Source organism: Rhodococcus sp. MTM3W5.2 (assembly GCF_001984015.1).
Lineage (GTDB): Bacteria > Actinomycetota > Actinomycetes > Mycobacteriales > Mycobacteriaceae > Rhodococcus_G > Rhodococcus_G oryzae.
Window position 1 is genome coordinate 3630803 of record NZ_CP019572.1, and the last position, 25927, is coordinate 3656729.

General features: G+C 68.0%; 13 protein-coding genes, 1 tRNA gene and 7 pseudogenes. 7 read left to right on the top strand and 14 right to left on the bottom strand.

From position 1 onward, the window contains the following. The first annotated feature begins 48 nt into the window (after positions 1 to 48). A pseudogene (locus tag BTZ20_RS16630) lies at positions 49 to 1637 on the top strand (glycoside hydrolase family 13 protein). Positions 1638 to 1643: 6 nt separating this feature from the next. Here the strand turns inward: BTZ20_RS16630 and BTZ20_RS16635 are convergent. From BTZ20_RS16635 to BTZ20_RS16675, 9 genes and pseudogenes are all read right to left on the bottom strand, one after another. Continuing rightward, positions 1644 to 2330: a hypothetical protein gene (locus BTZ20_RS16635; protein ID WP_077042129.1), complete on the bottom strand. Its 687-nt coding sequence runs from the start codon at positions 2328 to 2330 to the stop codon at positions 1644 to 1646. Further along, complete coding sequence (locus BTZ20_RS16640) at positions 2323 to 2775, bottom strand: acyl-CoA thioesterase (protein WP_257017437.1); 453 nt, start codon at positions 2773 to 2775, stop codon at positions 2323 to 2325. Before BTZ20_RS16640 ends, BTZ20_RS16635 begins: the two co-directional genes overlap by 8 nt. A gap of 17 nt (positions 2776 to 2792) precedes the next feature. Further along, a pseudogene (locus BTZ20_RS16645) lies at positions 2793 to 7680 on the bottom strand (NAD-glutamate dehydrogenase). Between the two features lie 96 nt (positions 7681 to 7776). After that, positions 7777 to 8199, bottom strand: coding sequence for an acyl-CoA thioesterase (locus BTZ20_RS16650; RefSeq protein ID WP_077042130.1), 423 nt, complete (start codon positions 8197 to 8199; stop codon positions 7777 to 7779). A gap of 3 nt (positions 8200 to 8202) precedes the next feature. Beyond that, positions 8203 to 9881, bottom strand: a pseudogene (gene ettA / locus BTZ20_RS16655) (energy-dependent translational throttle protein EttA). 110 nt (positions 9882 to 9991) lie between these two features. Continuing rightward, positions 9992 to 11157, bottom strand: a pseudogene (locus BTZ20_RS16660) (lipase family protein). A gap of 148 nt (positions 11158 to 11305) precedes the next feature. Then, positions 11306 to 12432 (bottom strand): annotated as a pseudogene (locus BTZ20_RS16665) (alpha/beta hydrolase family protein). Between the two features lie 74 nt (positions 12433 to 12506). Further along, positions 12507 to 12976: pseudogene (locus BTZ20_RS16670) on the bottom strand (single-stranded DNA-binding protein). Positions 12977 to 13139: 163 nt separating this feature from the next. Beyond that, positions 13140 to 13793, bottom strand: coding sequence for a TetR/AcrR family transcriptional regulator (locus BTZ20_RS16675; protein WP_077042131.1), 654 nt, complete (start codon positions 13791 to 13793; stop codon positions 13140 to 13142). Between the two features lie 138 nt (positions 13794 to 13931). Between BTZ20_RS16675 and BTZ20_RS16680 the strand changes: the two genes are divergently transcribed. After that, positions 13932 to 14888, top strand: a complete 957-nt coding sequence (locus BTZ20_RS16680) for an oxygenase MpaB family protein (protein WP_083742713.1) — start codon at positions 13932 to 13934, stop codon at positions 14886 to 14888. A gap of 3 nt (positions 14889 to 14891) precedes the next feature. Here the strand turns inward: BTZ20_RS16680 and BTZ20_RS16685 are convergent, their stop codons facing one another. Both BTZ20_RS16685 and BTZ20_RS16690 read right to left on the bottom strand, forming a co-directional pair. Continuing rightward, entirely contained in the window at positions 14892 to 15830 is a 939-nt protein-coding gene (locus tag BTZ20_RS16685) for a serine/threonine dehydratase (RefSeq protein WP_077042133.1), read from the bottom strand. Next, positions 15827 to 17855, bottom strand: a pseudogene (locus BTZ20_RS16690) (cytochrome c oxidase assembly protein). Before BTZ20_RS16690 ends, BTZ20_RS16685 begins: the two are co-directional and overlap by 4 nt. Positions 17856 to 17977: 122 nt before the next feature. Here BTZ20_RS16690 and BTZ20_RS16695 point away from each other — a divergent pair. After that, positions 17978 to 18051 (top strand) — tRNA-Arg (locus tag BTZ20_RS16695). A gap of 110 nt (positions 18052 to 18161) precedes the next feature. Here BTZ20_RS16695 and BTZ20_RS16700 read toward each other — a convergent pair. From BTZ20_RS16700 to BTZ20_RS16710, 3 genes are all read right to left on the bottom strand, one after another. Then, entirely contained in the window at positions 18162 to 18599 is a 438-nt protein-coding gene (locus tag BTZ20_RS16700; protein ID WP_077042134.1) for a hypothetical protein, read from the bottom strand. Between the two features lie 168 nt (positions 18600 to 18767). Beyond that, on the bottom strand, positions 18768 to 19541 hold the full coding sequence (locus tag BTZ20_RS16705; RefSeq protein WP_145982316.1) for an Ltp family lipoprotein: 774 nt from the start codon (positions 19539 to 19541) through the stop codon (positions 18768 to 18770). Between the two features lie 388 nt (positions 19542 to 19929). After that, complete coding sequence (locus tag BTZ20_RS16710) at positions 19930 to 21687, bottom strand: DUF2252 domain-containing protein (protein ID WP_317616046.1); 1758 nt, start codon at positions 21685 to 21687, stop codon at positions 19930 to 19932. A gap of 774 nt (positions 21688 to 22461) precedes the next feature. Between BTZ20_RS16710 and BTZ20_RS16720 the strand changes: the two genes are divergently transcribed. From BTZ20_RS16720 to BTZ20_RS16735, 4 genes are read left to right on the top strand one after another with little or no spacing between them, the layout of a single operon-like run. Beyond that, positions 22462 to 23277, top strand: a complete 816-nt coding sequence (locus tag BTZ20_RS16720) for a 3-hydroxyacyl-CoA dehydrogenase family protein (RefSeq protein ID WP_077042135.1) — start codon at positions 22462 to 22464, stop codon at positions 23275 to 23277. Continuing rightward, positions 23274 to 23558, top strand: coding sequence for an acyl carrier protein (locus BTZ20_RS16725; protein WP_077042136.1), 285 nt, complete (start codon positions 23274 to 23276; stop codon positions 23556 to 23558). The genes BTZ20_RS16720 and BTZ20_RS16725 overlap by 4 nt, the downstream gene beginning before the upstream one ends. Then, a complete protein-coding gene (locus BTZ20_RS16730; RefSeq protein ID WP_077042137.1) occupies positions 23551 to 24657 on the top strand; it encodes an acyl-CoA dehydrogenase family protein in 1107 nt (368 codons plus the stop codon). Before BTZ20_RS16725 ends, BTZ20_RS16730 begins: the two co-directional genes overlap by 8 nt. Next, positions 24615 to 25706: an HAD-IIIC family phosphatase gene (locus tag BTZ20_RS16735; RefSeq protein ID WP_077042138.1), complete on the top strand. Its 1092-nt coding sequence runs from the start codon at positions 24615 to 24617 to the stop codon at positions 25704 to 25706. The genes BTZ20_RS16730 and BTZ20_RS16735 overlap by 43 nt, the downstream gene beginning before the upstream one ends. The last annotated feature ends 221 nt before the right edge of the window (positions 25707 to 25927 follow it).

A 25927-nucleotide genomic window follows, 5' to 3' on the forward strand; every position in this document is an offset into this window, starting at 1 on the left:
TCCCGCCGAAGTCGTGCTGCCCGGACAGGTTTGGCACTATGTCTCCCTGTGACCACTGACGAGACCGTGCCGGAGACAACAGATCCCTGGTGGACGAACGCGGTCTTCTATCAGATCTATCCGCGTTCCTTCTCCGACTCCAACGGCGACGGCGTCGGCGACCTTGGCGGCGTCCGCGACCGGCTCGGGTACCTCGAGCTGCTCGGCGTCGACGCCATCTGGCTCAGCCCGGTGATGCGCTCGCCGATGGCGGACCACGGCTACGACGTCTCCGATCCGCGCGACATCGATCCGTTGTTCGGCGACCTCGAGGTGATGGACGCGCTGATCGCGCAGGCGCACGCGCGGCGGATCAGGGTCACCATGGATCTGGTGCCCAACCACACCAGCGTGGAGCACCCGTGGTTCGCGGCCGCGCTTGCAGCCGGGCCTGGCAGCCCCGAGCGGGCCCGCTACCACTTCCGCGACGGCCTGGGCGAGGACGGCGCCGAGCCGCCCAACAACTGGCCGAGCATCTTCGGTGGGTCCGCCTGGACCCGGGTCACCGAACCGGACGGCTCCCCGGCCAGTGGTACCTGCACATCTTCGCCCCCGAGCAGCCGGACCTGAACTGGGACAACCAGGAGGTCGCCGACGACCTCGCCGCCACGCTGCGGTTCTGGCTGGACCGCGGCGTCGACGGTTTCCGGATCGATGTCGCGCACGGCATGGCCAAGCCGGAGGGCCTGCCGGACTACGACTGGGAATCCAACCGGCTCCTGAGCAACGACGACAACGACCCGAGGTTCAACAACCCGGGCGTGCACGAGATCCACCGCGGCCTGCGCAAGGTGATGAACGAATATCCCGACACGGTGGCCGTCGGCGAGATCTGGGTGCGCGACAACGAGCGCTTCGGCGAGTACATCCGGCCCGACGAACTGCACCTGGGCTTCAACTTCCGCCTCGCCGAGGCCGAGTTCGGCGCCGACAGCCTGCGCGAGGCCATCGAGAACTCGCTCGGCGCGGTTGCCGCGGTCGGCGGCACCCCCACCTGGACGCTGTCGAACCACGACGTCGAGCGTGAGGTCACCCGCTACGGCGGCGGCGAGATCGGCCTGGCCAGGGCCCGCGCCATGGCCGTTGTCGAGTTCGCGCTGCCAGGGGCGGTCTTCATCTACAACGGTTCGGAGCTCGGGCTGCCGAACGTCGACCTCCCGGACGAGGCGCTGCAGGACCCGGTGTGGGAGCGGTCGGGGCACACCGAACGCGGACGCGACGGTTGCCGGGTCCCCGTGCCGTGGGAGGGCGCGACACCGCCGTTCGGCTTCAGCTCGACGGAGACGTCCTGGCTGCCGATGCCGCCGGAATGGGCCGATCGCACCGTGGAGGCGCAGATCGAGGACGTGACGTCCACGCTGTCGCTGTACCGGTCCGCAATCGAGCTGCGGGCCCTGCGACCGGAGTTCTCCGGCAACGAGATCGATTGGTACGGAAGCCCGTCCGGTTGCCTGGCCTTCCGCCGACGCGGCGGGCTGGTCTGCGCGCTGAATGCCACGGATGCGCCCATCCCGCTGCCGCCGGGAGAACTGCTGCTCGCCAGCGCCCCGCTGGTGAACGGGGAGCTGCCCCCGAACGCGGCGGCCTGGCTGGTCTGACGGGCGTCAGCGGCGCACGGTCAGCCCGATCTCGCCGCCTCGCCTGCTGTACACGGTGCCGAAGCGTGCGTCCATGCGCAACCAGGTCTTGGTCGCGCGCACCCGCACCATCTCGGCCGCGTCGATGCGCTCGAGATCGACGGCCGCGGTCATCGGATCCGAGCTGACCTGCGGGATGAATCCCATTGCGGCCAGCGCGAACACCGTGCGCATGGACACCCCGACGAGCTCGCCCGCACCCTCGACGCTTAGCACCTCCTGCGCGAGCAACGAGGCAGGCGGGCCGTGGCTGCTGCCGTGCTCCTTGGCCAGCGCCGCGCCCTGCTGAGCCAGGTCGATCAGTACCCGGGCCGGAACGTCGTCGATGTGTGCGAAGCCGGCCTCCGGCGGCAAGGCGCCCCGCCAGGCCGAATCCATCGAGAAGCCGGGGTCGATGTCGGCGCCCGCGGCCCCGGTCACGCCGCGCAGCAGTCCGTCACCCGCGGCGGAGGTGTCGTCCGGGCTGATCCGCCCGGAGACGACCCGCGCGGCGAGCGCGTCGAAACCCGTCGGGACGAAGGCCACCAGTCGACCCTCGTCCCGCTGCCGCATCCGGACGATCACCGCCTCGTCCAACCGGATCGCCCTGGCGAGGAAGGTCGCGAGGTTCTCCCGTTCGCCCGCGTCCGGGATGGTCAGGACCCGCTCATGCACGCTTCCACTGCTCCAGGTACTCGCGCTCGGGTGCCGTCAGCCTGCGCAGCCGCTGGGTGTCGATGTCGAAGGCGGCGATCTGCGTCGAGGCCACGATCGACGGTGCCGAGTCCGGCGCGGCGCCGCCTGCCCGCACCTCGTACCCGATGGTGAAGTCCACGGCACGGACCGACTCGATCCACATGAGCACGTCCAGTGGGCCGTCGTCGTGCCGCAACTGGCCGCGGTAGCGCACGTGCAGGTCGGCGATCACCGCGCCGTCCCGGAGGGTGACCGTCGGCCTGCCGTCCTCGAACAGCCACGGGATGCGCGCCTCCTCCAGGAGGGTCACCATCCTCGCGTGGTTGATGTGCTGGAAGACGTCCATATCCGACCAGCGCACGCCGACCTTCGTGTGGAAGCCGACCGCAGCCGCGGTCACCGACCCTGACGTTTCGACGCTCAAACTTCGATCCCTTCCGATCAGGTGCCCGCTCCGCGCACCATGCTGCGAACCTGACGCGCCGCCACCGAGAGCGTCGCGAGGTCAAGCGTCCCAGACTCCGCGATCTCGCCGAGAGCTGCCCTTGCCCTACTCAGCCGGGACGAGTTCGACGACTCCCAGTCCAGGATCTTCTCCTCGGCCGTCTCGTCCGGCTCCCCGCCCGCGAGCACATCGAGAGTGAGCGAGCGCAGCGAGCTGTACAGGTCGTCGCGCAACGCGAGCCTGGCCAGCGAATGCCACCGGTCACCGCGCTCGAGACCCGAGATGGCGGTGAGGAATCCGTCGATCCCGAGGCGCTCGTCGAGCGCGTAGTAGAGCTCACCGACCTCCTCGACCTCGCGGTCGCTGATGTCCGAGATGTCGATGATGTCGAGCGACGGGAACCCGTCGAGCAGGCCGTACACCCGCCGCGCGAGCGGCTCGGGGCAGCCGTGCTCGACCACATGGGACATCCGGGTGGTGAGGTCCGTGACGTGATGTCCGCGCAGCCAGTTCGGGAGTTTCGGGGTCATCGCGCGGACCCGCGCGGCGTACCTGTTGATCTCCGCGCCCACCGCGACCGGCTGCGGACGGTTCGACAGCAACCACCGCGCCGCCCGGTCGAGCATCCGGCGCGATTCCAGCGTCAGCTCGTCGGCCACCATCGAATCGATGGGCGCCTCGCGGATGTCGCTCCACACCGTGCGCAGGTCGAAGATCTCGGTCGCCGCGGTGAAAGCCCTGATGGAGTCGGTACTGCTCGCGCCTGCCTCCTCGGCGAGCCGGTACGCGAAACTGATCCCGCCGAAGTCGATGGCCTCGTTGGCCAGGATGGTGGCCACGATCTGCCGGCGCAGGCGATGCGACTTGATCTGCCCGGCGAACCGCTCGCGCAGCGGCCGCGGGAAGTACCTGGGCAGCCTCACCGCGTAGGTGTCGCTGTCGGGCAGCTCGCTCGCGAGCAGATCGTCCTTGAGCGCGAGCTTGACGTGGGCGAGCAGGGTGGCCAGCTCCGGAGAGGTGAGGCCGGTGCCCTCCTGCAGTCGCTCCTCGATCTCCATGGGTCCGGGCAGGGCCTCGATTTCCCTGTCCAGCCCACGACGGGCCTCGAGCGCGGTGAGTTGGCGCGCGTGCACCCCCAGCATCGCAGGGGCGTCGGCGCGGGAGGTGCCCATCAGGTCGTTCTGGTCGATGTTGTCGCGCAGCACCAGACGCGACACCTCGTCGGTCATCGAGGCGAGCAGACCGTTGCGCTCGGCCGCGGGCAACGCGCCGCCGCTGACCGCGGTGTCCAACAGGATCTTGATGTTGACCTCGTGGTCGGAACAGTCGACGCCCGCCGAGTTGTCCATCGCATCGGTGTTGATCCGGCCGCCCGCGAGGTCGTACTCGATCCGGCCCCGCTGCGTCACCCCGAGGTTGCCGCCCTCGCCGATCACCCTGGCGCGCAACTCGTTCCCGTTGACCCGCACCGGATCGTTCGATTTGTCGCCGACGTCCGCATGGGTCTCCGTGGTGGCCTTGATGTAGGTGCCGATCCCGCCGTTCCAGAGCAGGTCCACCGGCGCGCGCAAAATCGCCCGCACCAGCTCCGGCGGTGACAACTCGGTGACGTCCTCGTCGAGGCCCAGCGCCGCCCGCGCCTGCGCGGTCAGCGGCACCGACTTGCGCGAGCGGTCCCACACCCCGCCGCCAGCACTGATGAGGGCCGGGTCGTAGTCCGCCCACGAGGAACGCGGCAGTGCGAAGAGCCGTTCCCGTTCGAGGAAGGACCTCGAGGCGTCCGGGTCGGGGTCGAGGAAGATGTGCCGGTGGTCGAAGGCCGCGACCAACCGGATGTGCGGGCTGAGCAGCATCCCGTTCCCGAACACGTCGCCACTCATGTCGCCGATGCCCGCGACGGTGAAGTCCTCAGCCTGGGTGTCGATCCCCATCTCACGGAAGTGCCTGCGCACACTCACCCAGGCACCCTTGGCCGTGATCCCCATGGCCTTGTGGTCGTAGCCGACCGAGCCGCCCGACGCGAAGGCATCGCCGAGCCAGAAGCGGTACCGCGCCGCCACGTCGTTGGCGAGGTCGGAGAACTGGGCGGTGCCCTTGTCCGCGGCCACGACGAGATAGGTGTCGTCGCCGTCCCTGCGCACCACCCGGTCCGGCGGCAGCACCACCCCGGTCGCGGGTTCGACGTTGTCGGTGACGTCGAGCAGGCCGGAGACGAACAACCGGTAGCAGGCCTGCCCTCCGCGAGGAGCGCCTGCCGGTCCACCGCCGGGTCCCCGGTCGCCGCGGGCGCCCGCTTGACCACGAATCCGCCCTTCGCGCCGACCGGCACGATCACGGCGTTCTTCACCGCCTGAGCCTTGACCAGGCCGAGGATCTCCGTCCGGAAGTCCTCCCGGCGGTCCGACCAGCGCAACCCGCCACGGGCCACCGGACCGAATCGCAGGTGCACGCCCTCCACCCGCGGCGAGTAGGCGAACACCTCGAAACGCGGTCGCGGTTTCGGTAGTTCGGCGATCTGCTGGGGGTTGAGTTTGAACACCAGGATGTCGCGGGGGTCGCCTGCCTCGTCGGTCACGTAGTAGTTCGTCCGCAGCGTGGCCAGGACCAGCCCCAGCATCCCGCGCAGGATCCGGTCGGCGTCGAGGCTGACCACCTCGTTGATCCGGTCGCGCAGCTCGGCAGCGAGCTCCTCGGCACGCTGCGCCGAGGCCCGGTCGGGATCGAAGATCGACCGGAACAACTCGACCAGCAGCCCGGTCGTCTGACCGTGCTCGATCAGCACCCCCTCGATGTGGAACTGGCTGTACGGAAATCCCGCCTGGCGCAGGTACTTCGAGTACGCGCGCAAGACGGTGGCCTGCCGCCACTCGAGCCCGGCCCGCAGCACCAGCTCGTTGAACCGGTCGGGTTCGGACCGGTCGTACCAGACGGCGGTGAAGGCGTCGGTGAACCGGTGCTGGAGGGCGAGCGCCCTCGTCGACTCGATGGTCCTGTCCACCTCGTCCAGCTCCGAGTCCAGGTTCTCCCCGACCGTCGCATCGACCAGTTCGGGGGCCGCGGACAGCCCGAAATCGTAGATCCAGCACGGCAGCCCGTCCGGACGGACCACCCGGTACGGCCGCTCGTCGAGCACCTCGACTCCGAGGCTCTGCAGCACCGGCAGCACCTGGCTGAGCGAGACCCCCGCACCGCTGATGTACAGCGTGAAGCGCCACTGACCCGGTCGGGCGTCCTTGTGCCGGTACAGCTTCAGATCGATCGCCTCGCCTGCCAGGGCCTCCAGGCGCGCGATGTCCCTGACCGCTCGCGCGGCGTCGAAGTCCTGCTTGTAGGCCTCGGGGAACGCCGCGGCGAAGCGCTGCGCGGTCACCGAGGTCACCGACGGCTCGGCCGCGACGGCGTCGAGGAGGTCGTCCTCCCACGCCCTGGTCGCCGCCGCCAGCATCGACTCGATCCGCTCACGGTCGCCTGCCGAGAGCTGCGCCGACGACGGGGGCACGTCCGGCCCCTTGTGGATGGTGAAGTGCACCATCGCAAGATCCGATTCGGTGACCCTCGCGCTGTACTCCAGCATCCCCCGCCCAGTTCCCGCAGCAGAATCGACTGCATGGCCAGCCGAACCCGCGTGGTGTAGCGGTCGCGGGGAAGGTAGACCAGCGCGGACGTGAACCCGCCGAACTGGTCGTCTCGGAGGAACAGCCGTACCCGCCTGCGCATGCCGATGGCCAGCACGGAGGTGATGGTCTCGTACAGGGTCTCGGTGTCACTGGAGAACAGCTCGGTGCGGGGGAAGGACTGGATGACCTCGAGCATCCGCTGGCCGGAGAACGAACCGATGTCGAATCCGGCCCGTTCGATCACCGTGCGCGCGCGTCGCTCGATCACCGGGATGTCGAGCACGTTCTCGTGCAGCGCTGTCACCGTGAACACGCCGACGAACCGGTGCTCGCCGGTGATCGCACCGTCACCGTCGAGACCGGTGACGGAGACGAAGAACGGGTACACCGATCGGTGCACCGTGGCGGGCGCCGCCCCCTGCGCGAGCAGCAGGATGGGACGATCGACACTGAATTCGGGTGCGGGCAGGTCGATTCGGTGATCGGCCACCGATGCCGCGCCGAGCACCCCCAGCCCGCTCTCGGGCACGATGTGGGCGAGCGGGCGCCCGTGTTCGCCGGGATCCCGGAACTCGTACCGCCGGTAGCCGAGGGTCATGAAGTGCCCCTCCGACATCCAGCGCAGCAGCGCGGCGGTGTCCCTGATGTCGACCGCCCGGTACCCCTGCGGTTCTCGTTCCGCGAGCGCATCCAGATGCTCGGCGAGCACCAACTGGCCGTAGCGCATCGCGTCCGCATCGGCGATCACCTGCCGCACATCCGAGAGCACATCACGGACCGCGTCGCCTGCCCCGGCGAGCGCGTCCGGGTCGGTGGTCGGATGCAGCAGGACGAGCATCCAGGACTCGGTGAGTAGTCCGGCTCCGGCCGCCGTGCCGTTGACGAGCACGTCGAGGAGGCCGCCGTCCGGATCGCGCCGGACCTGGAAGACCGGATGGATCAGCTCGGTGACCGTGATACCGAGGCGGGCGAGCAGCGCCATGACCGACTCGACCAGCAAGGGCATGTCATCGGTGACGATCTGCACGGCGGGCTGGCCGGGCAGCGGCTCGAGCACCCGCGACACCGCGTCGCCGGCAGGGCGGCGCGAGGCGAGTTCGAGGTGGGTGCCGAACACCCTTTCGGCGTCGGCGCTCGGGAGCCCCGGCGACCCTGCCCAGTCGATGTTCCTGAAATACACATCGCGGACCCCGTCGAGGCGGGAGACGAGGTCAGCGGGCAGGCCCATCGTGGCCCCGTGGTCGAAGCGATCGGCAGATCTGGTCATCTCGCGGCCCACTCCCCTGGTCGAACTGACGTGACGGGTGTGCACGTCTGAGCCTAACCGCGGGGAGCGGGACGAGAGGTGAACTGACGGCGCCCTCTAGCGCACCGTTTCCGTGATCGCGTACTCCGACAGCACCGATCGCTCCAGTTCCGTGAGCGGAACCGACGTTTCGGTCTTCACGTCGAACCGCACCATCACCGCGTCCGCGACGCCACAGGTGACCCCGTGGACGTCGCGGAACAGGTGACGGACACCGAACGAGGAGTTCCCGACCGCAAGGACGGACACCTCCACGGTGACCGGGCCCGACTCGTCGGTGATGGGCTTGAGGAACTCGATCTCCATCTTGCGCACCACCATCGCCGACGGACGCACGCCGGCCGGGAAGACCCGCTCGCGGAAGAACTTCACCCGCGCTTCCTGTGCGTACTCGAGGAAGAGGGTGTTGTTCACGTGGCCGAGGCGATCGGAATCGCCCCAGCGCACCTGAACCTCGCAGGTGTAGACCTTGTTCGGCACGTTCTAGCCCCGGGTGAGCTTGCGGTGGGTGACCCGGTGCGGCCGGGCCGCGTCGGCACCGAGCCGCGCGACCTTGTTCTCCTCGTACGCCTCGAAGTTGCCCTCGAACCAGTACCAGGCCGCCTCGTTGTCGCCGAAGGCACCTTCCCAGGCCAGGATGTGCGTGCAGGTCCGGTCCAGGAACCAGCGGTCGTGCGAGATCACCACGGCGCAGCCGGGGAATTCCTGCAGCGCGTTCTCGAGCGAGCTGAGGGTCTCGACGTCGAGGTCGTTGGTCGGCTCATCGAGCAGGATCAGGTTGCCGCCCTCCTTGAGGGTCAGCGCCAGGTTCAGCCGGTTGCGCTCACCACCGGAGAGCACGCCCGCGGGCTTCTGCTGATCCGGGCCCTTGAACCCGAAGGCGCTCACGTACGCGCGCGAGGGCATCTCGTTCTGGCCGACCTCGATGAAGTCGAGTCCGTCGGAGACCGTCTCCCAGACCGTCTTGGTCGGGTCGATGTTGGCCCGCGTCTGGTCGACGTAGCTGAGCTTGACCGTCTCGCCGACCTTGACGGTCCCCGAGTCCGGCTCCTCGAGCCCGACGATGGTCTTGAACAGGGTGGTCTTACCGACGCCGTTGGGACCGATCACGCCGACGATGCCGTTACGGGGCAGCGTGAAGGACAGGTCCTTGATCAGCAGACGGCCGTCGAAGCCCTTGTCGAGGTTCTCGACCTCGACCACGACATTGCCGAGGCGCGGCGGGGTCGGGATCTGGATTTCCTCGAAGTCGAGCTTGCGGTGCTTCTCGGCCTCCGCGACCATCTCGTCGTAGCGGTCGAGGCGGGCCTTGCTCTTGGCCTGGCGGGCCTTCGCGCCGGAACGGACCCAGGCGAGCTCCTCCTTGAGGCGCTTCTGCAGCTTCTGGTCCTTCTTGCCCTGGACCTCGAGTCGCGCGGCCTTCTGCTCCAGGTAGGTGGAGTAGTTGCCCTCGTACGGGTAGAGCCGGCCGCGGTCGACCTCACAGATCCACTGCGCGACGTGATCGAGGAAGTACCGATCGTGGGTGACGGCGAGGATGGCGCCCGGGTAGGCGGCCAGGTGCTGCTCGAGCCACAGCACGGACTCGGCGTCGAGGTGGTTGGTGGGCTCATCGAGCAGCAGCAGGTCGGGCTTGCTCAGCAGCAGCTTGCACAGCGCGACGCGGCGCTTCTCACCGCCGGAGAGGTGGGTGACGGGCTCGTCGGCCGGGGGCAGCGCAGCGCGTCCATCGCCTGCTCGAGCTGGGAATCGATCTCCCAGGCGTCGGCGTGGTCGAGCTTCTCCTGGAGCTCGCCCATCTCCTCCATGAGCTCGTCGGAGTAGTCGGTGGCCATCAGCTCGGCGATCTCGTTGTAGCGCTTGAGCTGCACCATGGTTTCGCCGAGGCCCTCCTCGACGTTCTCGCGCACCGTCTTGGTCTCGTCGAGGTGCGGCTCCTGCATCAGGATGCCGACGGTGGCGCCGGGCGCAAGGAACGCCTCGCCGTTGCCCGGCTGGTCGAGTCCGGCCATGATCTTGAGGATGGAGGACTTACCCGCGCCGTTCGGGCCGACGACACCGATCTTCGCGCCCGGGTAGAAGCTCATCGTGACGTCATCGAGGATGACCTTGTCGCCGTGCGCCTTGCGCACCTTCTTCATCGTGTAAATGAACTCCGCCATGGCGACCAGAGTATCGGGACGACCGGCGACTCCCCAATCCACACGGACCTACGGCTCGATCTGCGGCGAGCCACGACCGAGTCGCGACCCGCCGCAGGTCAGCTAGGGGTTCAGGCAGTCCCGAACAGCGACCGCACGAACGCGGTCAAATCGGGCAACGCCTCGAACACCGACATCCCATGGGTACCGGTGTACGACCGGAACGTCACCGGCTGGCCGGCCAACTGCAAGTCGGCTGCGAGCTTCGCGCCGAGCGGGTACGGGACGGTCTGATCGCGCAGTCCATGCCCGATGAACACGGGCCGGTCGTAGCCGGTGGTGGGGACCGCGAGGTAATCGCGCATGGCAGAGCGGAACATCTCGTTGTCGAGCGGCTTGCTGAGCATCTCTCCGACACCGAAGGTTCCTGCGTGCTTCTGGAGGGGACGAAGCACATGCTCTCGGCGGTCTTGACCAGCTCGCGACCGGCCGGGCTGAGGTAATCGCCGATCGGCAGATCCGGTCGGGCCGCCTGCATCCCGTTGACCACGTACGCGGCGAATGCGGTCAGCCCGTTCAGCCCGAGATTCGGGAAGCCGGGACCGCCCAGCGGAAAGAGCAACTCGAGGTTCGCCGGGGTCCCCGTGGCGACCGCGCCGCGGTAGTCGAGCTCCGGTGCGTACCGAGTCGCCTCGTGCGCGGCGAACATGGCGGCGTGGCCGCCCTGGGAGTGCCCGACGACAACCCAGGAGGGCGAGAGCTCGGGCGTCACCTCGCGGGCCGCCCGGACCATGTCGATGACCGACCGGCCCTCGCTGCGCCCGTGCAGGTAGGCATGGGTTCCCTCGGTGCCGAGCCCCACATAATCGGTAGCGACCACCGCGTAGCCCTGCCCCAGCCACGCCGAGACGTAGTCGCGGGTGAGCGCGGTGACGTCGAATCCGAGCGCGGGCGCGCAGTCGTCGCCGACGCCCGTGGTGCCGTGTGCCCAGGACACCACCGGCCAGCCGCCTGCGGGCGCGGTTCCCTTCGGCAGGTAGACGGCTCCGGTGCTGAGCGCGGGCGCCCCCGTCGGACCCTCGGTCCAGTACGTGAGTTGGCGCGATCCACTCGCTGCCGCGCCGACCTCCGCGGCCACCGGAAGGGCCTTGTCGGCCACCACCGTGCCTGGTTCGTGGACCGGATCCGCCGCGGCCTGCCCGGCGGCCGGCACTGCCAGGGCCAACACCGCCAGCACGGCCGCGCCTGCGCGCAGGCCGAGGCGATGCCCAGCAGCGCGCCCGAATTCGAACTTCATCGTGTTCCCCACCCTTGGTTGGTTGTCTGTGCGGTCCCCTTGACGGGCTCCGGACTCGGTGCAGCGTAGTACCCAGACGCGGTCACGACTCGCAAAACAGGACACTCGTCCAGTCACCAGCCGCCGACGCCCACTCGCGGGCGGCCGGTCAGCGGATCAGCGGCTCGACGAACGCCATCGAGTCGGCCGACGAGGCCCCGAGGCTCTCGCCGTGCCCGGCACCCGGGTAGGCGACGAACCTCACGTCCGACCCGGCGCGTTGAAGGTCCGCGACCAGCTTCAGCGTCAGCACGATCGGCACCACGGTGTCGGCGGTGCCGTGCCCGATGAACAGGGGCCGGTCGTACCCACTGATCGGCACGCCCAGATAGTCGGCGAGCGCCGATCGGATCTCGTCGTCGCCGAGCGACCGCGAGAACAGCTCGCCCACCTGCACCCCCGCGACCTGGGGAGCCAGCTCGGGTGAGCAGAGACGCTCTGCCAGCCCCGCCAGTTCCCGCCCGCGCGGCGACAGGTAGCTGTCGAGGTCCAGGTCGGGTCGGGCCGACCGCAGCCCGACGATGGTGAACAGGGAGAACGTGGTCAGCCCACGCAGCCCGAGGTTGGGGAAACCCGGACCGCCGAACGGGAACAGCTGTTCTAGGTTCGACGGTGCACCGATCGCGACCGCGCCGCGGTAGTCCAGGTCCGGCGCGTACGTCGTCGCCTCGTTGGCGGTGTGCAGGGCCGCGTGCCCACCCTGCGAGAGCCCGATCACCACCCATCGCGGCGAGACCCCCGCGTCGATCGTCCGGGCCGCCCGCACCATGTCGATCACACTGTGCGCCGCGGCCTTCCCGTCGAGATACGGCAGCACGCCTGGCGTCCCGAGACCGATGTAGTCCGTCGCCACCACCGCGTACCCCCGCGCCAACCAGTCCTGGAGGTAGGCGGACTCGATGGCCTGCGGCCCGGTCATCGAGGGCGCGCACTGATCGGACACCCCGATCGTCCCGTGCGCATAGGACACCACCGGCCAGCCGCCCTCGGGGCCGGCCCCGGAGGCAGATACACCGCCCCGGTGCTGGTGGCGGGGGCACCCCAATGGTCGGCGGTGGCGTAGGTGAGGCGGTACGCCCGCCCGGTCCCCTGGACCCAGAGCTCTCTCGGCATGTCCTGCACCGCGATGACCGATCCGGGTGGTGCGGGGGCCGCCGCGGCGGTGCCGGATCCGACCGACACAGCGGTCATCGCGGCGACGATCAGGACCACGACCAACAACCTCAGGCGTGCCATGCGAGCCGCCCCCTCACCTGACGGGAAGACTCCTCAGCCTATGCCGCCGCCGTGACCGAAATGCCCGTTATCGGTCAGCTCGCCCGGAGCGCCGGATCGAGGCCCGCCCCCGCGAGGTCCCCTTGACCGCGCTCCGACTCCCCGGCCCCCAGGTCCGCGTCCGGCTCCACGGACTGCGACGCCTTGGGCGCACGGTCGAGCCTGGCTCGGCAGCGAGCCAGGTCGGGGCCGACCGCGCTGGCGCGCATCTCCAGGTCGGCGCGGTCCACCCCGTCCTTGGTCGTGTACTCGTTGGTTCGCAGCTGCCCACAGGCGATCACCGGATCCCCCTTCATCAGCGAGGCGCCGACGCCCGCCACCAGCCGCCGCCAGCAGGTCACCGTCAGGTAGAGGGTGCCGCCGTCTGTCCACTCCCCGGTCGAGCGGTCCTGCCGCCTGGTGTTGCTCGCCATCCGAAAGCTGAGCACCTCCTCCCCGAGTTCGTTGGCCGCTTGACCGGATTGGTGATCACGGTGCCGACCACCGCCGTGTGCGTCTCGTACATGTCGTTCCCCCTTGGCATCCGTGGGCCACGCGGCCCCTCGATGCCAGCGTCCCCCGTCGGGTCGCCGGATTGTGGCCGCGGACGAATCTGTGGATGAACGGATCCGATGTCCACAGATACGCGAAAACGGCCACACGGGAACGCGATTCGTCCCACCGGCGTGCTATCGGGCGGACGGACCCGAGGTGATCGTGGCGGCCAGCGCCCCCGCGTAGGTGACGAGTCGCTCACTCGAATAGGTGGTGGGGTCACTGACCGCGAGCCTGCCGAGCATCTCGGCAAACGAGAGCATCGTGTGGGCCAGCAGCACCGGGTCCAGACCGGCCAGTCCGGGCTCAAGCGCGATCCCGGTCCTGGCCAGTTGCTCTGCCCTCACCAGCACCGCCGCCCGTGACGCGCGGAGGTGTTCCTGATACTCCACCGGAGCCTGGTCGGGTGCGGTCAGGATCAAGCGCCACCGGGTGGGGTTGTCCACCACGACGCGCACGAACGAGGACACCGTTCCCGCGTAGGCCGCGGCCGGACCCAGCGCGGTGAGGTCGGTCGGCATCGCGGCCATCACCTGCTCGATCGCGCGCCGGTGTTCGCGCTCGAGCAGCGCCGCGACCAGCTCCGCACGGGTGCGGAACACGTTGTAGAGCACCGGCTTCCCGACGCCGGCCTCCGCCGCGACGGCCTCCATGTTCAGCTCATGCAGGCCCGACCGCCCGGTCACCTCCACCGCGGCGTCGAGCACCTGGTCACGGCGCTCCGCCGGCGGCAGTCGCGGCGCGTACTTGCGTCGCGGGCGCTCATCCGCCGTGTGCGCTCTCGTCATCGACCCACCTCCGCGTCCACCTTAGGGTCCGCCGCTCGCGGGCCTTCCCCGCCGGACCAATGCTACGCAACCGTTGTATTCACCGAAGACAATTGCTACGGTCGCGTTGTATTCACCAAACGCGCCGGAGGAGACACGATGAGCGAACCCCGCATGCTGGCCGACCGAGGCTGGCCGTTCGATCCCTCGCGCAGGCGCGAGGACAACGGCTTCTTCGGGCCGGGATCGCCGACGTGGAAGGTCTGGACCAATCCGACCGCCCTGCTCGGGTTTCAGCGCTCGGTCACGCTCGAGCACTTCGATCCCTTCCTGACCGCCGCGGTCGCCGACGCCAAGGGGATCTACCTGGACCCGAGGGGGCGTCTCGACGGCACCCTCTCCTACTTCCTGATCGTGGCGGTCGGGGACGCCCGTTCGGCCATCGAGACGTCCGAGCTGCTGATGCGGGTGCACGCGAAGGCCACCGGGATCGAGCCGATCAGCGGGCAGCGGTACAGCGCCAACAGCCCCGACAGCCAGCTGTGGATCCACGTCACCGGGTGGCACTCGGTGCTCAAGTGCTACGAGATGTTCGGTCCCGGACCGCTGAGTCCGAACGAGGAGGCCCGGTACTGGGCCGAGTGCGCCGTCGCCGCCGAACTGCAGACCTGCAAGCCCGCGGACATCCCGCGCTCGCGCGCCGAGGTGCACGAGTACTTTTCCGCCGTGCGCCCTCGGTTGTGCACCTCCGAGCGGGCCATCGAGGGCATGCACTATCTGCTGCGCACCCGATTCGGGAAGGACCGGCTCGCCCTGTGGGCGATGAGTCGGCTGATGGCCCCCGCGACGATCGCCACCCTGCCGAGGTGGATGCGTGAGCTCGGCGACTTCGATCAGCCCGCGGTGGTCGACCGGGTGGTCACGCCGCTCGCTCGCGCCGCAGTGCGCGCCACGAGCAATCCGCGAACCGAACTGGCCGTGGTCAAGCGCCTGCTCCCGGCGACCCATTCGGTCCTCGACCAGCACTTCAACGGGGCGCCGCCGGTGCGTGCGGAGACCGTCACCCCGTCGGCGGCCCGTGAGCGCTACGGGGCTCGGGCGGGGCGGCCCGCGTAGCGGCTAGCCCGTGGGCAGCGTCGTCGGGTCCGTGTTGGCGCCACAGATCACGGCGGCGACCCGCTCCCCCTCTGCCGGCGCGTAGGCGCCGCTGAGCAGGGCGGCGATCGGCGCGGCCGCCGCGTGCTCGACCGCCAGCCGGAACTCGCGCCACAGCAGGTTTCGTGCCTCGGTGATCGCCTCGTCCTCGACCAGCACCGAGCCGATCCCGGTCCGGCGGGCGACATCCATGGCGATGTCACCGAGTCGGGTCGCACCGAGCGCGTCGGCCGCGATGCTGTGCACCGCCACGTCCACCGGAGAGCCGGCGGCGAGCGCGGAGCTCAGGGTCGGTGCGCCGCTCGGCTCGACCCCGACGACGGACTTCTCCCCCTCGAGCGCTGCGGCGATACCCGCGACGAGTCCGCCGCCACCGACCGCGACCAGCACCGTGTCGGCCTCCGGCACCTCCTCGGTCAGCTCGAGACCGACCACCCCCGCGCCCGCGACCACATCGGGCAGGTCGTAGGCGTGCAGCTGCTGGGCGCCGCGCTGCGCGGCGATGGCCGACGCCCGGACATATGCGTCCGCGTAGCGCTCGCCGTCGAGCACGACCTCGGCGCCGAGCGCGCGCAGCCGATCCACCTTCACCGTGGGTGCCGCGGCCGGGACGACCACCGTGCACACGATCCCCAACATCCCGGCAGCCGTGGCTGCCGCGATCCCGGCGTTGCCGCCGGACGCGATCACCACCGGCGAATCACGGTGCGCGCCATCCCGGTTCAGCATGGCATTGAGGCTGCCACGGATCTTGAACGAACCACCGAGCTGCAGTTGCTCGAGCTTGAGCGCGACCGGGATGTCCCCGCCCGGCGTCGGCAGGACCACCCGGAGCACCGGGGTCCGCCGAACCAGGGGGCCCACCCGCTCCCGCGCGGCAAGCACCTCCTCGCGGGTGGTCACCGACCGGCTTCGTTGTCTCGCCGCGCCAGCTCCGCGAACATGGCGTTGTGCGCCGCGAGCTCGGCATCGTCATCGCGGTCGGCCGCACGATCGACTCGCTTGGCCGTCTTCTCGTCGCTACGCGACCACTGCACCAGCAGCGCAAGCATCACCAGCACGAGCGGGATCTCGCCGGTGGCCCAGGCGATGCCGCCGCCGAGCCGCTGATCGCCGATGAGGTCAGCGTTCCAGTCCAGGCCGAGCGCCCGGTAGTACCAGCCACCCATCACCTCGCCCATGCTCATCAGCGCGATGCCGAAGAAGGCGTGGAACGGCAACGACCCGAACACCATCGCCAGCTTGGTGATCGGCTGCAGGTTGCGCGGCGCGGGGTCGATGCCGATCACCACCCAGTAGAAGAGGTAGCCGCTCAGGATGAAGTGCACATTCATCAGCAGGTGCGCGCCGTGCGAATCGAGCGTGGCACCGAAGATGCCGCCGAGGTACAGGGCGTAGAAGCCGCCGACGAAGAGCACCGAAGCCACCAGCGGATGGGTCAGGAAACGGGACACCGGGCTGTGCAGCGCGGCCAGCAGCCACTCGCGCGGACCGGGCACCCCCTTGGGCCCGGCCGGGACAACGCGCGCAACGCCAGGGTCATCGGGCCGCCGAGCACCAGCAGCACCGGCGCGAGCATCGACAACGCCATGTGCGCACCCATGTGCACGCTGAACACCGCGGGCGAGTACCTGCCCAGGCCCGACGAGGTGGCGACCAGGAGCGTCGCGCAGCCAAGCACCCAGGCGATGGTGCGGCCGACCGGCCACGTGTCCCCGCGCTTGCGCAGCCGTCGAACGCCGAGCAGGTACACCACCGCCATGATGATCGCCGCGGTGCCGAAGATGAGGTCGAAGCGCCAGTCGAACGCGAGCTTCGCGAACGTCGGCGGGCCATCCAGGTTGTAGCCCAACTGCACCTCGGTCGGGGTCGGGTTGATGTTCTCCGCGGGGGCGGTGTCCGGCCGAGGCCGACGGCGATGCCGATGGTCGCGGCGAAGATGATCGCCTCGCCACCCGCGAAACGGATCAGCGGGCCACGGGCCGTCGGGTCGGCGGCCAGCGCGGGCAGCGCGCTGCGCCGCTGCAGGTAACCGAACACGCCCAGGACCACCAGGGCCACGGTCTTGGCCACGAGCAGCCAGCCGTAGGTGCTGGTGAACAGCTCGCTCAGCGGCAGCCGCACCAGTCCGTTGAGGACACCGGAGATCGCCATCACGACGAACGCGACCGTGGCGACGTTCGAGAACCGGCGCGTCGCGACGTCGGTGTACGCACCCCGTCTGCGCGCGTGCGCGAGCAGCGCGAACAACCCGCCAGCCCACAATGCCGCGGCGACGAGGTGCCAGATCAGGCTGTTGGTGGCCAGGTCGTGCGATCCGCCGGAGGAGGAGTGCCCGGTCAGCGCGAGCGGCATCAGAGTGGCGACGCCAAGCAGCAGCAACGCCGGTGTCCAGGACCAGCGCAGGATCAGCCGCGTACCCACCGCGAGCAGCACCGCCAGGATCGCGGTCGATCGCCACGCGCCCGCGAGCTCGATCTGTGGGATCGCCTTCCAGAGGTTGGCGGGCTGGATGGCCGCGCTCAGCGGCTGACCGGAGGTGTCCGAGACCGTCAGCGGCACCAGGACCAGCGCGCAGGCAGCCCAGACGATCGCGGCATTTGACGCGGTGCGCACCGCCCGGTAGCCGTCGACGTCGAGCACCCCGCTGCGCTGCGGCGGCACCAGGAACGCGGCGAGCAGCAGCGACCCGATCGCGAGGACGGCGGCGACCTCACCGGCGGCCTTGACTGCCGGCAGTCCGTAGGTGGTGAGCGGGCCAGGGTCGGGGATGCCGAGCAGCACCAGCGCGTCCGAGGCGGACAGCCCCACGATGATCGCCGCGACCAGCCCCGCGATGATCCCGAGCGTCACGAAGATCGGTACCGAGTTCTCCCCCGCCCTTCGGATCGGCGACGGGGCGGAGGGGGCGAGCTCGGGTGATGCCATGCCCACAAGGGTAGGAGGCGCGCGCCTGTCGGGTTCGTCCAGGTTCGCCGACCCGTAAGCGAACCTATCGAATATTGGTCATGGTTACCGGTAGACTCCGGACCCGATCCTTCGCGGATCACGCCTCCGTAGCTCAGTTGGATAGAGCAAGAGCCTTCTAATCTCTAGGTCGCAGGTTCGATTCCTGCCGGGGGCGCTCAATACCTGCAGGTCAAGCCGCTTTTTGGGGAGGCTGTATCGGGGTCATTCCCTCCGCGTTCCCTCGGGATCTCTTGGCGAGCCCGAAAGCACCCGATCCGATCACCCTCAGAGCAGACCCTTCGCCGACAGCCAACGATCCCACTCCGCGACTGCTGCCTGCCCCAACTCGATGGCGTCGCGCTCGTCATCGTCAACGAGAACCGTCCATATGTACTGGGTTGACCCGCCCGCGCTCCCCACGTTCTTCAGTACACCGTCGCTATCCACGACCGCTTCAGCGACAGGCACCCGAATTGTCACCCCTTGCCCGACAACCTCGGCGTGAACCTCGCTCTTGGTCCAGCTCGGCTGGGTCAGCTTCAGATGCTTCGACCCGTTCGCGATGTCACGAACCGCTGGCAGCACGTCGGACCCCTTGAACAAGGCCGTTAGGTCACTCTTCAAATGCTTGGTTTCAGGCGAACAAGAGATCCAGTCCTTCAGGTGAAACGCGTCCTGAAAAAAGTGGTAAAGCGCATCGCGTGCAGCGGCACTGTCCAGCATTCCGCCAGCACTGCCTGCTTCCTCCAGCCGTCGGAGCGACCTAAGCATGCGCTTGTACTTGCCCGCAATTCCGCGATGCCGGAAATGTTCGGGTCCGAGCCCGCTGAGGGATCGATGGGCGAACTGAGTTAGACGACGATCGCGATAAGTGTGTCGATCCACAGAGGATCAATACGCTGCGTTGGCTCCGTACTCAGCTTGCGCACTCGTAAATCCTTCGTACTCAATTTGTTCGATCAGTCCCGACTTCGAGAACGACGTCATTTCGAGGTACTCCGCGGCCTTCAACGCAGCCTGCTTGTTCCAGTCCACGTTCAGGCTGTCCACTGCGTACGTCGCATCCTCAGTGGAGAAGTCTTCATACTCAAGCTGTTCGATCAGTCCGCTGTGAGAGAAGGCAGTCATGTCGATGTACCGCTGGGCGGTCCGGGTGGCGTTCCGCTGACTGGAACTCACCTGAGGCTTGGCCGGGGCAGGCGCTGGTGCTGCCTTCGGTGCGGGTGCGGGTGCGGGAGCGGGAGCGGGCGGAGGCGCAGGCGGTTGGAAGGTGATGGGTTCCGGTAGCTCTGCCTTGCTGAGTGCCGGGGCAGGGGCGGGCACCTGAGACGCGCTGGACGCTGGCACCTCCGTACGTTGCACCGTCTCCGGTGCGCTTGCGGAGGCAGCGACGCTTGTCGCCGCCGCGGTCGACTCGTTGTCACCCTTTTCGTTTGCCGTCGAGACGCCGATGATGCCCACGACGAGGGCCAACGCCCCTGCCCCGATCAAAATCGATTTCCGCTTGCTCGACCCCTCCGGCGAAGGCTCAGGGCTTGGCCCTGTCTGATCGCCCGCAAAGCGGATCTGGTCGGTCCACCGCTGCCCATCCCATTTACGCTCGAATCCCGGCCGATCCGCTGCCGGATACCACCCTTCGGCCCACTGCGGCTGCTGCTCGTTCAAGGTCTCCCCCTCTGTAGGTAATCGGTTGAATACGCTATCGGGACACAGACCACCCCATGAGGATTGGAGTGGTCTGTGTGTCCCTATTCGGATGAATATCGCCGAAGCCTGAGCCTCAGCAGCGCCCGCTTGCTGCCGCTTGAACCGCTCGGACCTTCTCAGCGCGCTCCGCGGCCGAGGCGGCCTGCCACTCCGGCGACTTCTACATAAGGGACAAGAGCCCCTCGGCGGCTTCCTTCCGACTCACCGGCTTGCCGAGCGCGCCCTGGGATACCGCGTAGTCCAGGTACGCCTTCGTGTCGGCACAGACCGCGGAGTAGCTCGTCGCCGGAGGTCGGCTGGGTGCCACCACCCTCGGAGCACCGGAGCCGGCGTCTTGGTCGCGGGTTCACTCCCGTTGCGCGGTGATCCGGCCGTCGGCGATCGCCTCCAGCAGCGCCGCGTGGTCGCGGGCGTTCTGGTCCGCGTAGGTCTCGGCGAATTCCGTCAGCGCCTTGTCGAAGTCGTCGTCCGAACCGAGGTACCCGGCGATGGCGAACCGGTCACCTGCGCGTGCATGCGCGAACGCGACAACGCGGGCGCAGAGCCGGCCGTAGAGGGCCATCAGGTCGGCGGACATGGTCTCGATGACCGCCGAGCCCTTGCCGTCGCGCAGTTGACGGACGTAATAATCCCGGACCGTCCCGTTTACGTCGGGCCCCTGCTGCCAACCCAGGAGGATGTCGCTGGCGGCCTGGATCACCCGCTGCCCGGCCACGACGCGTTCGCCCTGGTTCGGATAGGACGGACCCTCCAAGTATCCGGAAAGGACCGACGGCCCTGCCTCCTTGGCCTGCAGGAACAGCGGGTCGCCGCCGGGACCGACGAGAAGGATGATCCAGGCGCGAGTGCCGACACTGCCCACGCCTACGACCTTCCGTGCGGTCTGGACATATTCGAAGCGATCGAACAGGACACGTCGCGCGGGTTCGAGGGTGTCGCGATATTCACGTAGCCGCTGGACCAGCTCACGGTTGATCTGCGCGGCTTCGGTGTCGCTGAGGATCTCCTCGAGGGGGGCGATCAGCGGCGGCGCGCTCACGATCCGCGGTTGCCCGTTGTGCATCGTGGTCAGTTTGGACAGCGCCTGCATGCTGTCGCGGCCCCAGGATTTACGGATCGTCTTCTGGACACGCTTACGCGTCGAGGAGTCCAGGACATCGCGGAGCTCGTCCAGTTGCGCGGTCGCGTCGATGTGGGCGTAGCAGACCGCCAGCTCGCCGCGATTGGCCTGGTAGGTCATCGTTTCGCGGTACTCGGCCGCGCACGCGCGGGCGATACGTTTACGCTGCTTGCCGGTGAACCCGTTGTCGCGACCGGCGACGGCGAGGCTCGCGACGAGCCTCTTGAGATCCCATTCGAATGGTCCGGGATAGGTTTCGTCGAAGTCGTTGAGGTCGAAGGCGAGTTCGCGTTCCGGTGTCGCGAACAGTCCGAAGTTGCTCAGGTGGGCGTCCCCGCAGAGCTGGGTGTACAGACCCGTTGTCGGGGCGTGTGCGAGGTCGTGGGCCATCACCAGCGCGGCGCCTCGGTAGAACGCGAACGGCGAGTCGGCCATCCGCCCGTACCGGATGGGGAGGAGTTCCTGGACCCGGGTGGAGGCCTGGGACTCGAGCAGGCCGACCGCGTCACGGTCGGCGGTCGGACCGTGTTCGGCGATGACGCCGAACGGGATCCGGCGCCGAACCTTCTCCCCGTGTTCGAGCTGGCCGCCCGGGTCGGGCGGCCGACCGCACCGGCGGGTCGCAGGCCGGAGAGCGTGTCCAGTTCTGTCATGGCGTGATCCCTGAATGGAGTCGTCCGCGGATGGGGATCCGCCCTGACGCCGGCTGTCACTTCTGTGGGGTGGATGTGCGGGCGGCGTCGGCCCAGCAGCGACCTCGGGGCCCGACCCGCTGATCACCACGGTCACCCAGCGGGCGCTAGGGTCGATCTCGAGCAACAACGCCTTGACCAGTAGGGTCAGCGGAACCGCTAGCAGCACACCGAGGGCGCCGAGCACCGCGGCCCAGAACACCAACGACAGGAAGGTCACCGTTGCGCCAAACCCGACGGCGTCCCCGACGCACTTCCGCTGGATAACCGACCGGATGACGAAATTGATCACGCCGTAGGTTCACGATGACTCGGTGTAGTCAGGCAGCACCGATGCGAGCTGCCCCGAGGAGAGCACCAATGCCTCGGCGATCCCAATCACGATCAGGTACACAGTCGCCAGCGCCACGACCATGCCGATCCAGGGGCGCCAGCCGCGCCGCTAGGCCGCGACCTGGATGGGCTGGACGGCGATGGTGAGCGTCAAGGCCAGGAACACCAGGCCGAGTACGGCGGAGGAGAGCTTCATCCCGCCGATGGTCACGACCGGCGCCGGCCGCGGCCAACAGCACGATGAGGCCGCGGGGAATCGCCCACGAGACGGGGGCACCGCCGCCGGTTGCAGGGCGGACTCGTCAGCCACATCTACGTCGCCTCCTGCCGCTGGCGCGGATCGCTGGGTGCCAGCCTTCGCAGATACGTCGCAGACCACATCCACCGAAACAGGTGACGACACACGCGCGTCGGGGATCAATGGACAGGTCGAGCGATGACCCGGAATCACCTCTTACGGACGCCGGAGCCTCATGCAGATCAATGCAATGCCAGGTCCAAGAGCCCGCGGGCACCTCAATATGGCGCTTAACCAGCTCATTATCATCGGAGCGCCGACCCCAGCCAGTTCGTTAGCCGCGCGACAACGTCGCAAATAATCTGTTCCACAACGGTATTCGAGATGTTCACGATCTGCCGAGAACCAGTCCGTCTGCTAAGGTAGCGGCCGACAGGGGGTCGTTGTGGAAACCAATTCAGCACCAGGCTTTCTCGCTGTGCTCGGCGGGGGGTGATGGGATCGGGTATCGCCGCGATGGCGGCCGGCCATGGACTACCGGTCCTGCTTGTCGATCTTGACCAGTACGTGCTGACCCAGACCCGATCCCGGATCGACCAGCATCTTCGTCACGCACAATTGCTCTCGGCCCTACCCGCCGACCGCGCTCCTGCGGCGGTGCGCACGACGACTTCGATACACGATACCGAGGGTGCGATCGCCGTCATCGAGGCGATCACCGAGCAGGTAGATCTGAAGCGCCTGGCCCTGACCGAGGTATCGCAGGTCATCGCACCAGGAACACCGTTGGTCTCCAACACATCCGGTATTCCGATCGACGAACTAGCCGAAGGGCTGCCGAGATCTGCCGACCTGGCAGGGATCCACTTCATGAACCCGGCCTATCTCATCAACACAGTGGAAGTGATCCAGGGTCCCCGCACGGCGCCGGAGATCATGGCCGCCGTGATGCGGCTACTCGAGGAGCTCGATCGCCGTGTGATCGTGGTACAGGACGCGCCGGGCTTCGTCACCAGCCGGCTCCTGCACCCGATGCTCAACGACGCCGCCCGCATCGTCAGTGCGGGCATCGCGAGCGTCGAAGCAACGGACCTGCTAATGCAGGACTGCCTCGGGCACCCGACCGGTCCGTTACGGACAGCGGATCTAATCGGGCTGGACAATCTGGCTGATTCGCTTACGGCACTGTACGAACGCACTGGCGAGGAGCGATTCCGCCCGTGCGAGTTGCTGCTGGACAAGGTGGAGAAAGGACAGCTCGGCCGCAAGTCTGGCCAGGGCTTCTACAAGTACGGAGGGGATTTCTCGTGACATCCGAACAACTGCTGGCAACCGGTCCCGCCGCCCGGGAGGCCGTGCGAGACGCGCTGGTGAGATTCCTTGAGGAACGTCTGAAGACGACGGTGACCGCCGATCAGGATCTATTCGCGTGCGGCCTGGTGAATTCGATGTTCGCCATGGAGCTGGTGGTCACGATAGAGCAGCTGTTCGGTGTGGCGATCGTTGGACCGGATCTGCAGCTGGTCAACTTCCGGTCGGTCGATGCGATGACTGACCTGGTTCTCCGACTACAATCCGCCGACGGTGCCTGATTCGCTGGACGAGAGCCGGGCAGCGATCGACACAGCGGTGGGCGATCACGCCGAATCATGGGATCGCACCGGACTCATTCCGCTGACGGTATTGCGGGAGCTCGGCACCCGCGGTCTGCTCTGTGCCCAGGTTCCGATCGAACACGGAGGGATCGGCTACAGCAGTCTGCTCACAGGCCGGCTCGCTGCCCATACCGGCAGCCGTTGCAGCTCGCTGCGCAGCGTGATGACCTCACAGGGTATGGCAGCGTGGACGATTCAGCGGATGGGCGATGCCAAGCAGCGGCGCCGCTACCTCACCGAGCTGACCGGCGGGTCGCTGGCCGCGGTCGGTTTCAGCGAACCGGAGTCCGGTAGCGATCTGTCGACCATCACGACGCGGATCGTCCAGGATGGCGATTCCGTGGTTCTAACCGGTCACAAGGTGTGGATGACCGCCGCGCACTATGCAGATCTGCTCGTTACCATCGCCCGCTACGGCGATGAGGCCGCCGCGGTGGTCGTTCCCGCGACCGCCGCCGGGGTGCGGGTGGAGAGGATCGCCGATCCGCTCGGCTGCCGCGCCGCCGGACATTCCGATGTCCAGTTCGATGAGGTGCGACTTCCGGTGAGCAGTGTGCTCGGAGGTGGCGGACAATCACTACCGATGCTGATCACCACCGCGCTGGCCTACGGCAGGATGTCGGTGGCCTGGGGCTGCGCCGGCATCCTGCGAGCCTGTCTGGCGGAGGCGACCGCACATGCCCGCTCGCGCAAGCAATTCGGCAAGCCGCTCGCCGAGCATCAGCTGATCGGACGGCATCTCGCCGAACTGTTGGTTGCCGAGCAGGTGACGACCCGAACGTGTGAACATGCCAGCCGCAGTTGGGATTCCGGCGCTCCAGAGCTGGTGATCGACAGCGTGCTTGCCAAGCACGTGGGCGCGAGCAACGCCGTGCGGGGCGCCACGTCGGCGGTACAGGTTCTGGCCTCGGGCGGCGCCAGGGACGGCGGATCGGTCGCGCGCGCCTACCGCGACGCGAAATTGATGGAAATCATCGAGGGGAGTACAGAGATATGTCAACTGATACTGGCTCAACACGCCCTGACGCTACGGTAAAATGCCTGGTCTGGGACCTCGACAACACGGTGTGGGATGGTACCTTGCTTGAGGACGCCGACGTCACGCTCGCCGATTCGGTGGTCGAGGTGATCGCAGCCCTGGACGCGCGGGGCATCCTGCACTCGATCGCCAGCAAGAATGATCATGACCTGGCCTGGTCCCGTCTCGAAAAGCTGGGTATCGCACAATATTTCGTTTTCCCGCAAATCGGCTGGGGCCCAAAGTCGGCGTCCGTTCGCAATATCGCCGAGCAGCTAAACTTCGCGCACACCGCGATCGCCTTCATCGACGACCAACCCGCCGAACGTGCGGAGGTGAATTTCCACCTCCCACAGGTGCGCTGCTATCCACACGACAGCATCGCAACGCTACCCACACTTTCCGAATTCAGCCCGCGCACAGTCACGGTCGACTCGCGGCGCCGCCGGCAGATGTATCAGGCGGGATTCAGCCGCAATGCCGAGCGCGCCGCGTTCGCCGGTCCCGATGAAGCGTTCCTGCGCAGCCTGGAACTCGAACTGCAGATCCTCCGGGCCGACGCCCTGGAAATCTCCCGGGTCGAGGAATTGACCCTGCGCACCAGCCAGATGAACGCCACCGGTGTCCACTACTCCGCCCGGACGCTACGCGAACTGTGCGCGGACACCGGGCACGAGGTCTTGGTCGCCTCGCTCACGGACCGGTTCGGCCCGCACGGCGCGATCGGGGTGCTGCTGCTCGAAAAACTGCCCGAGCGCTGGCATCTCAAACTGTTGGCGACCTCCTGCCGGGTGGTTTCGCTCGGTGCCGGCGCGGCGATCCTGAACTGGCTGACGGATCAGGCTGCCCGTGCGGATGTACATCTGGTCGCGGATTTCCGCGCCACCGAACGTAACCGGATGATGGAAATCGCGTATCGCTTCGCGGGTTTCACAGATGCCGAATGCGGATGTTTGCCCGCCGACGCCACGACGGCGGGCCTGCAACGCCTACACATGGTGCCCGAACGCCGGCCGGTGCCGGACGTCATGCGCATCGACGCGGTTGACCTAGTGACTGCGGCCTAGGCGCACTGGCCGCCGGACATTGGTGACGATGCGGCGAGCTGACAAGACGATATATTCGACAGACGTGCGAGGTTGTCTAGGAACGCACCGATTCAGGGGCACTTCGTGTCCCACCGCAATGCCCCAGTATCGGAGTATGGTCGGATGCGGCTGGCTCGTTTGTGTCGTCGGGGACCATTGGCCGCTGCGACGGTCCAACCGAACGATTTCACGTCGGCCCA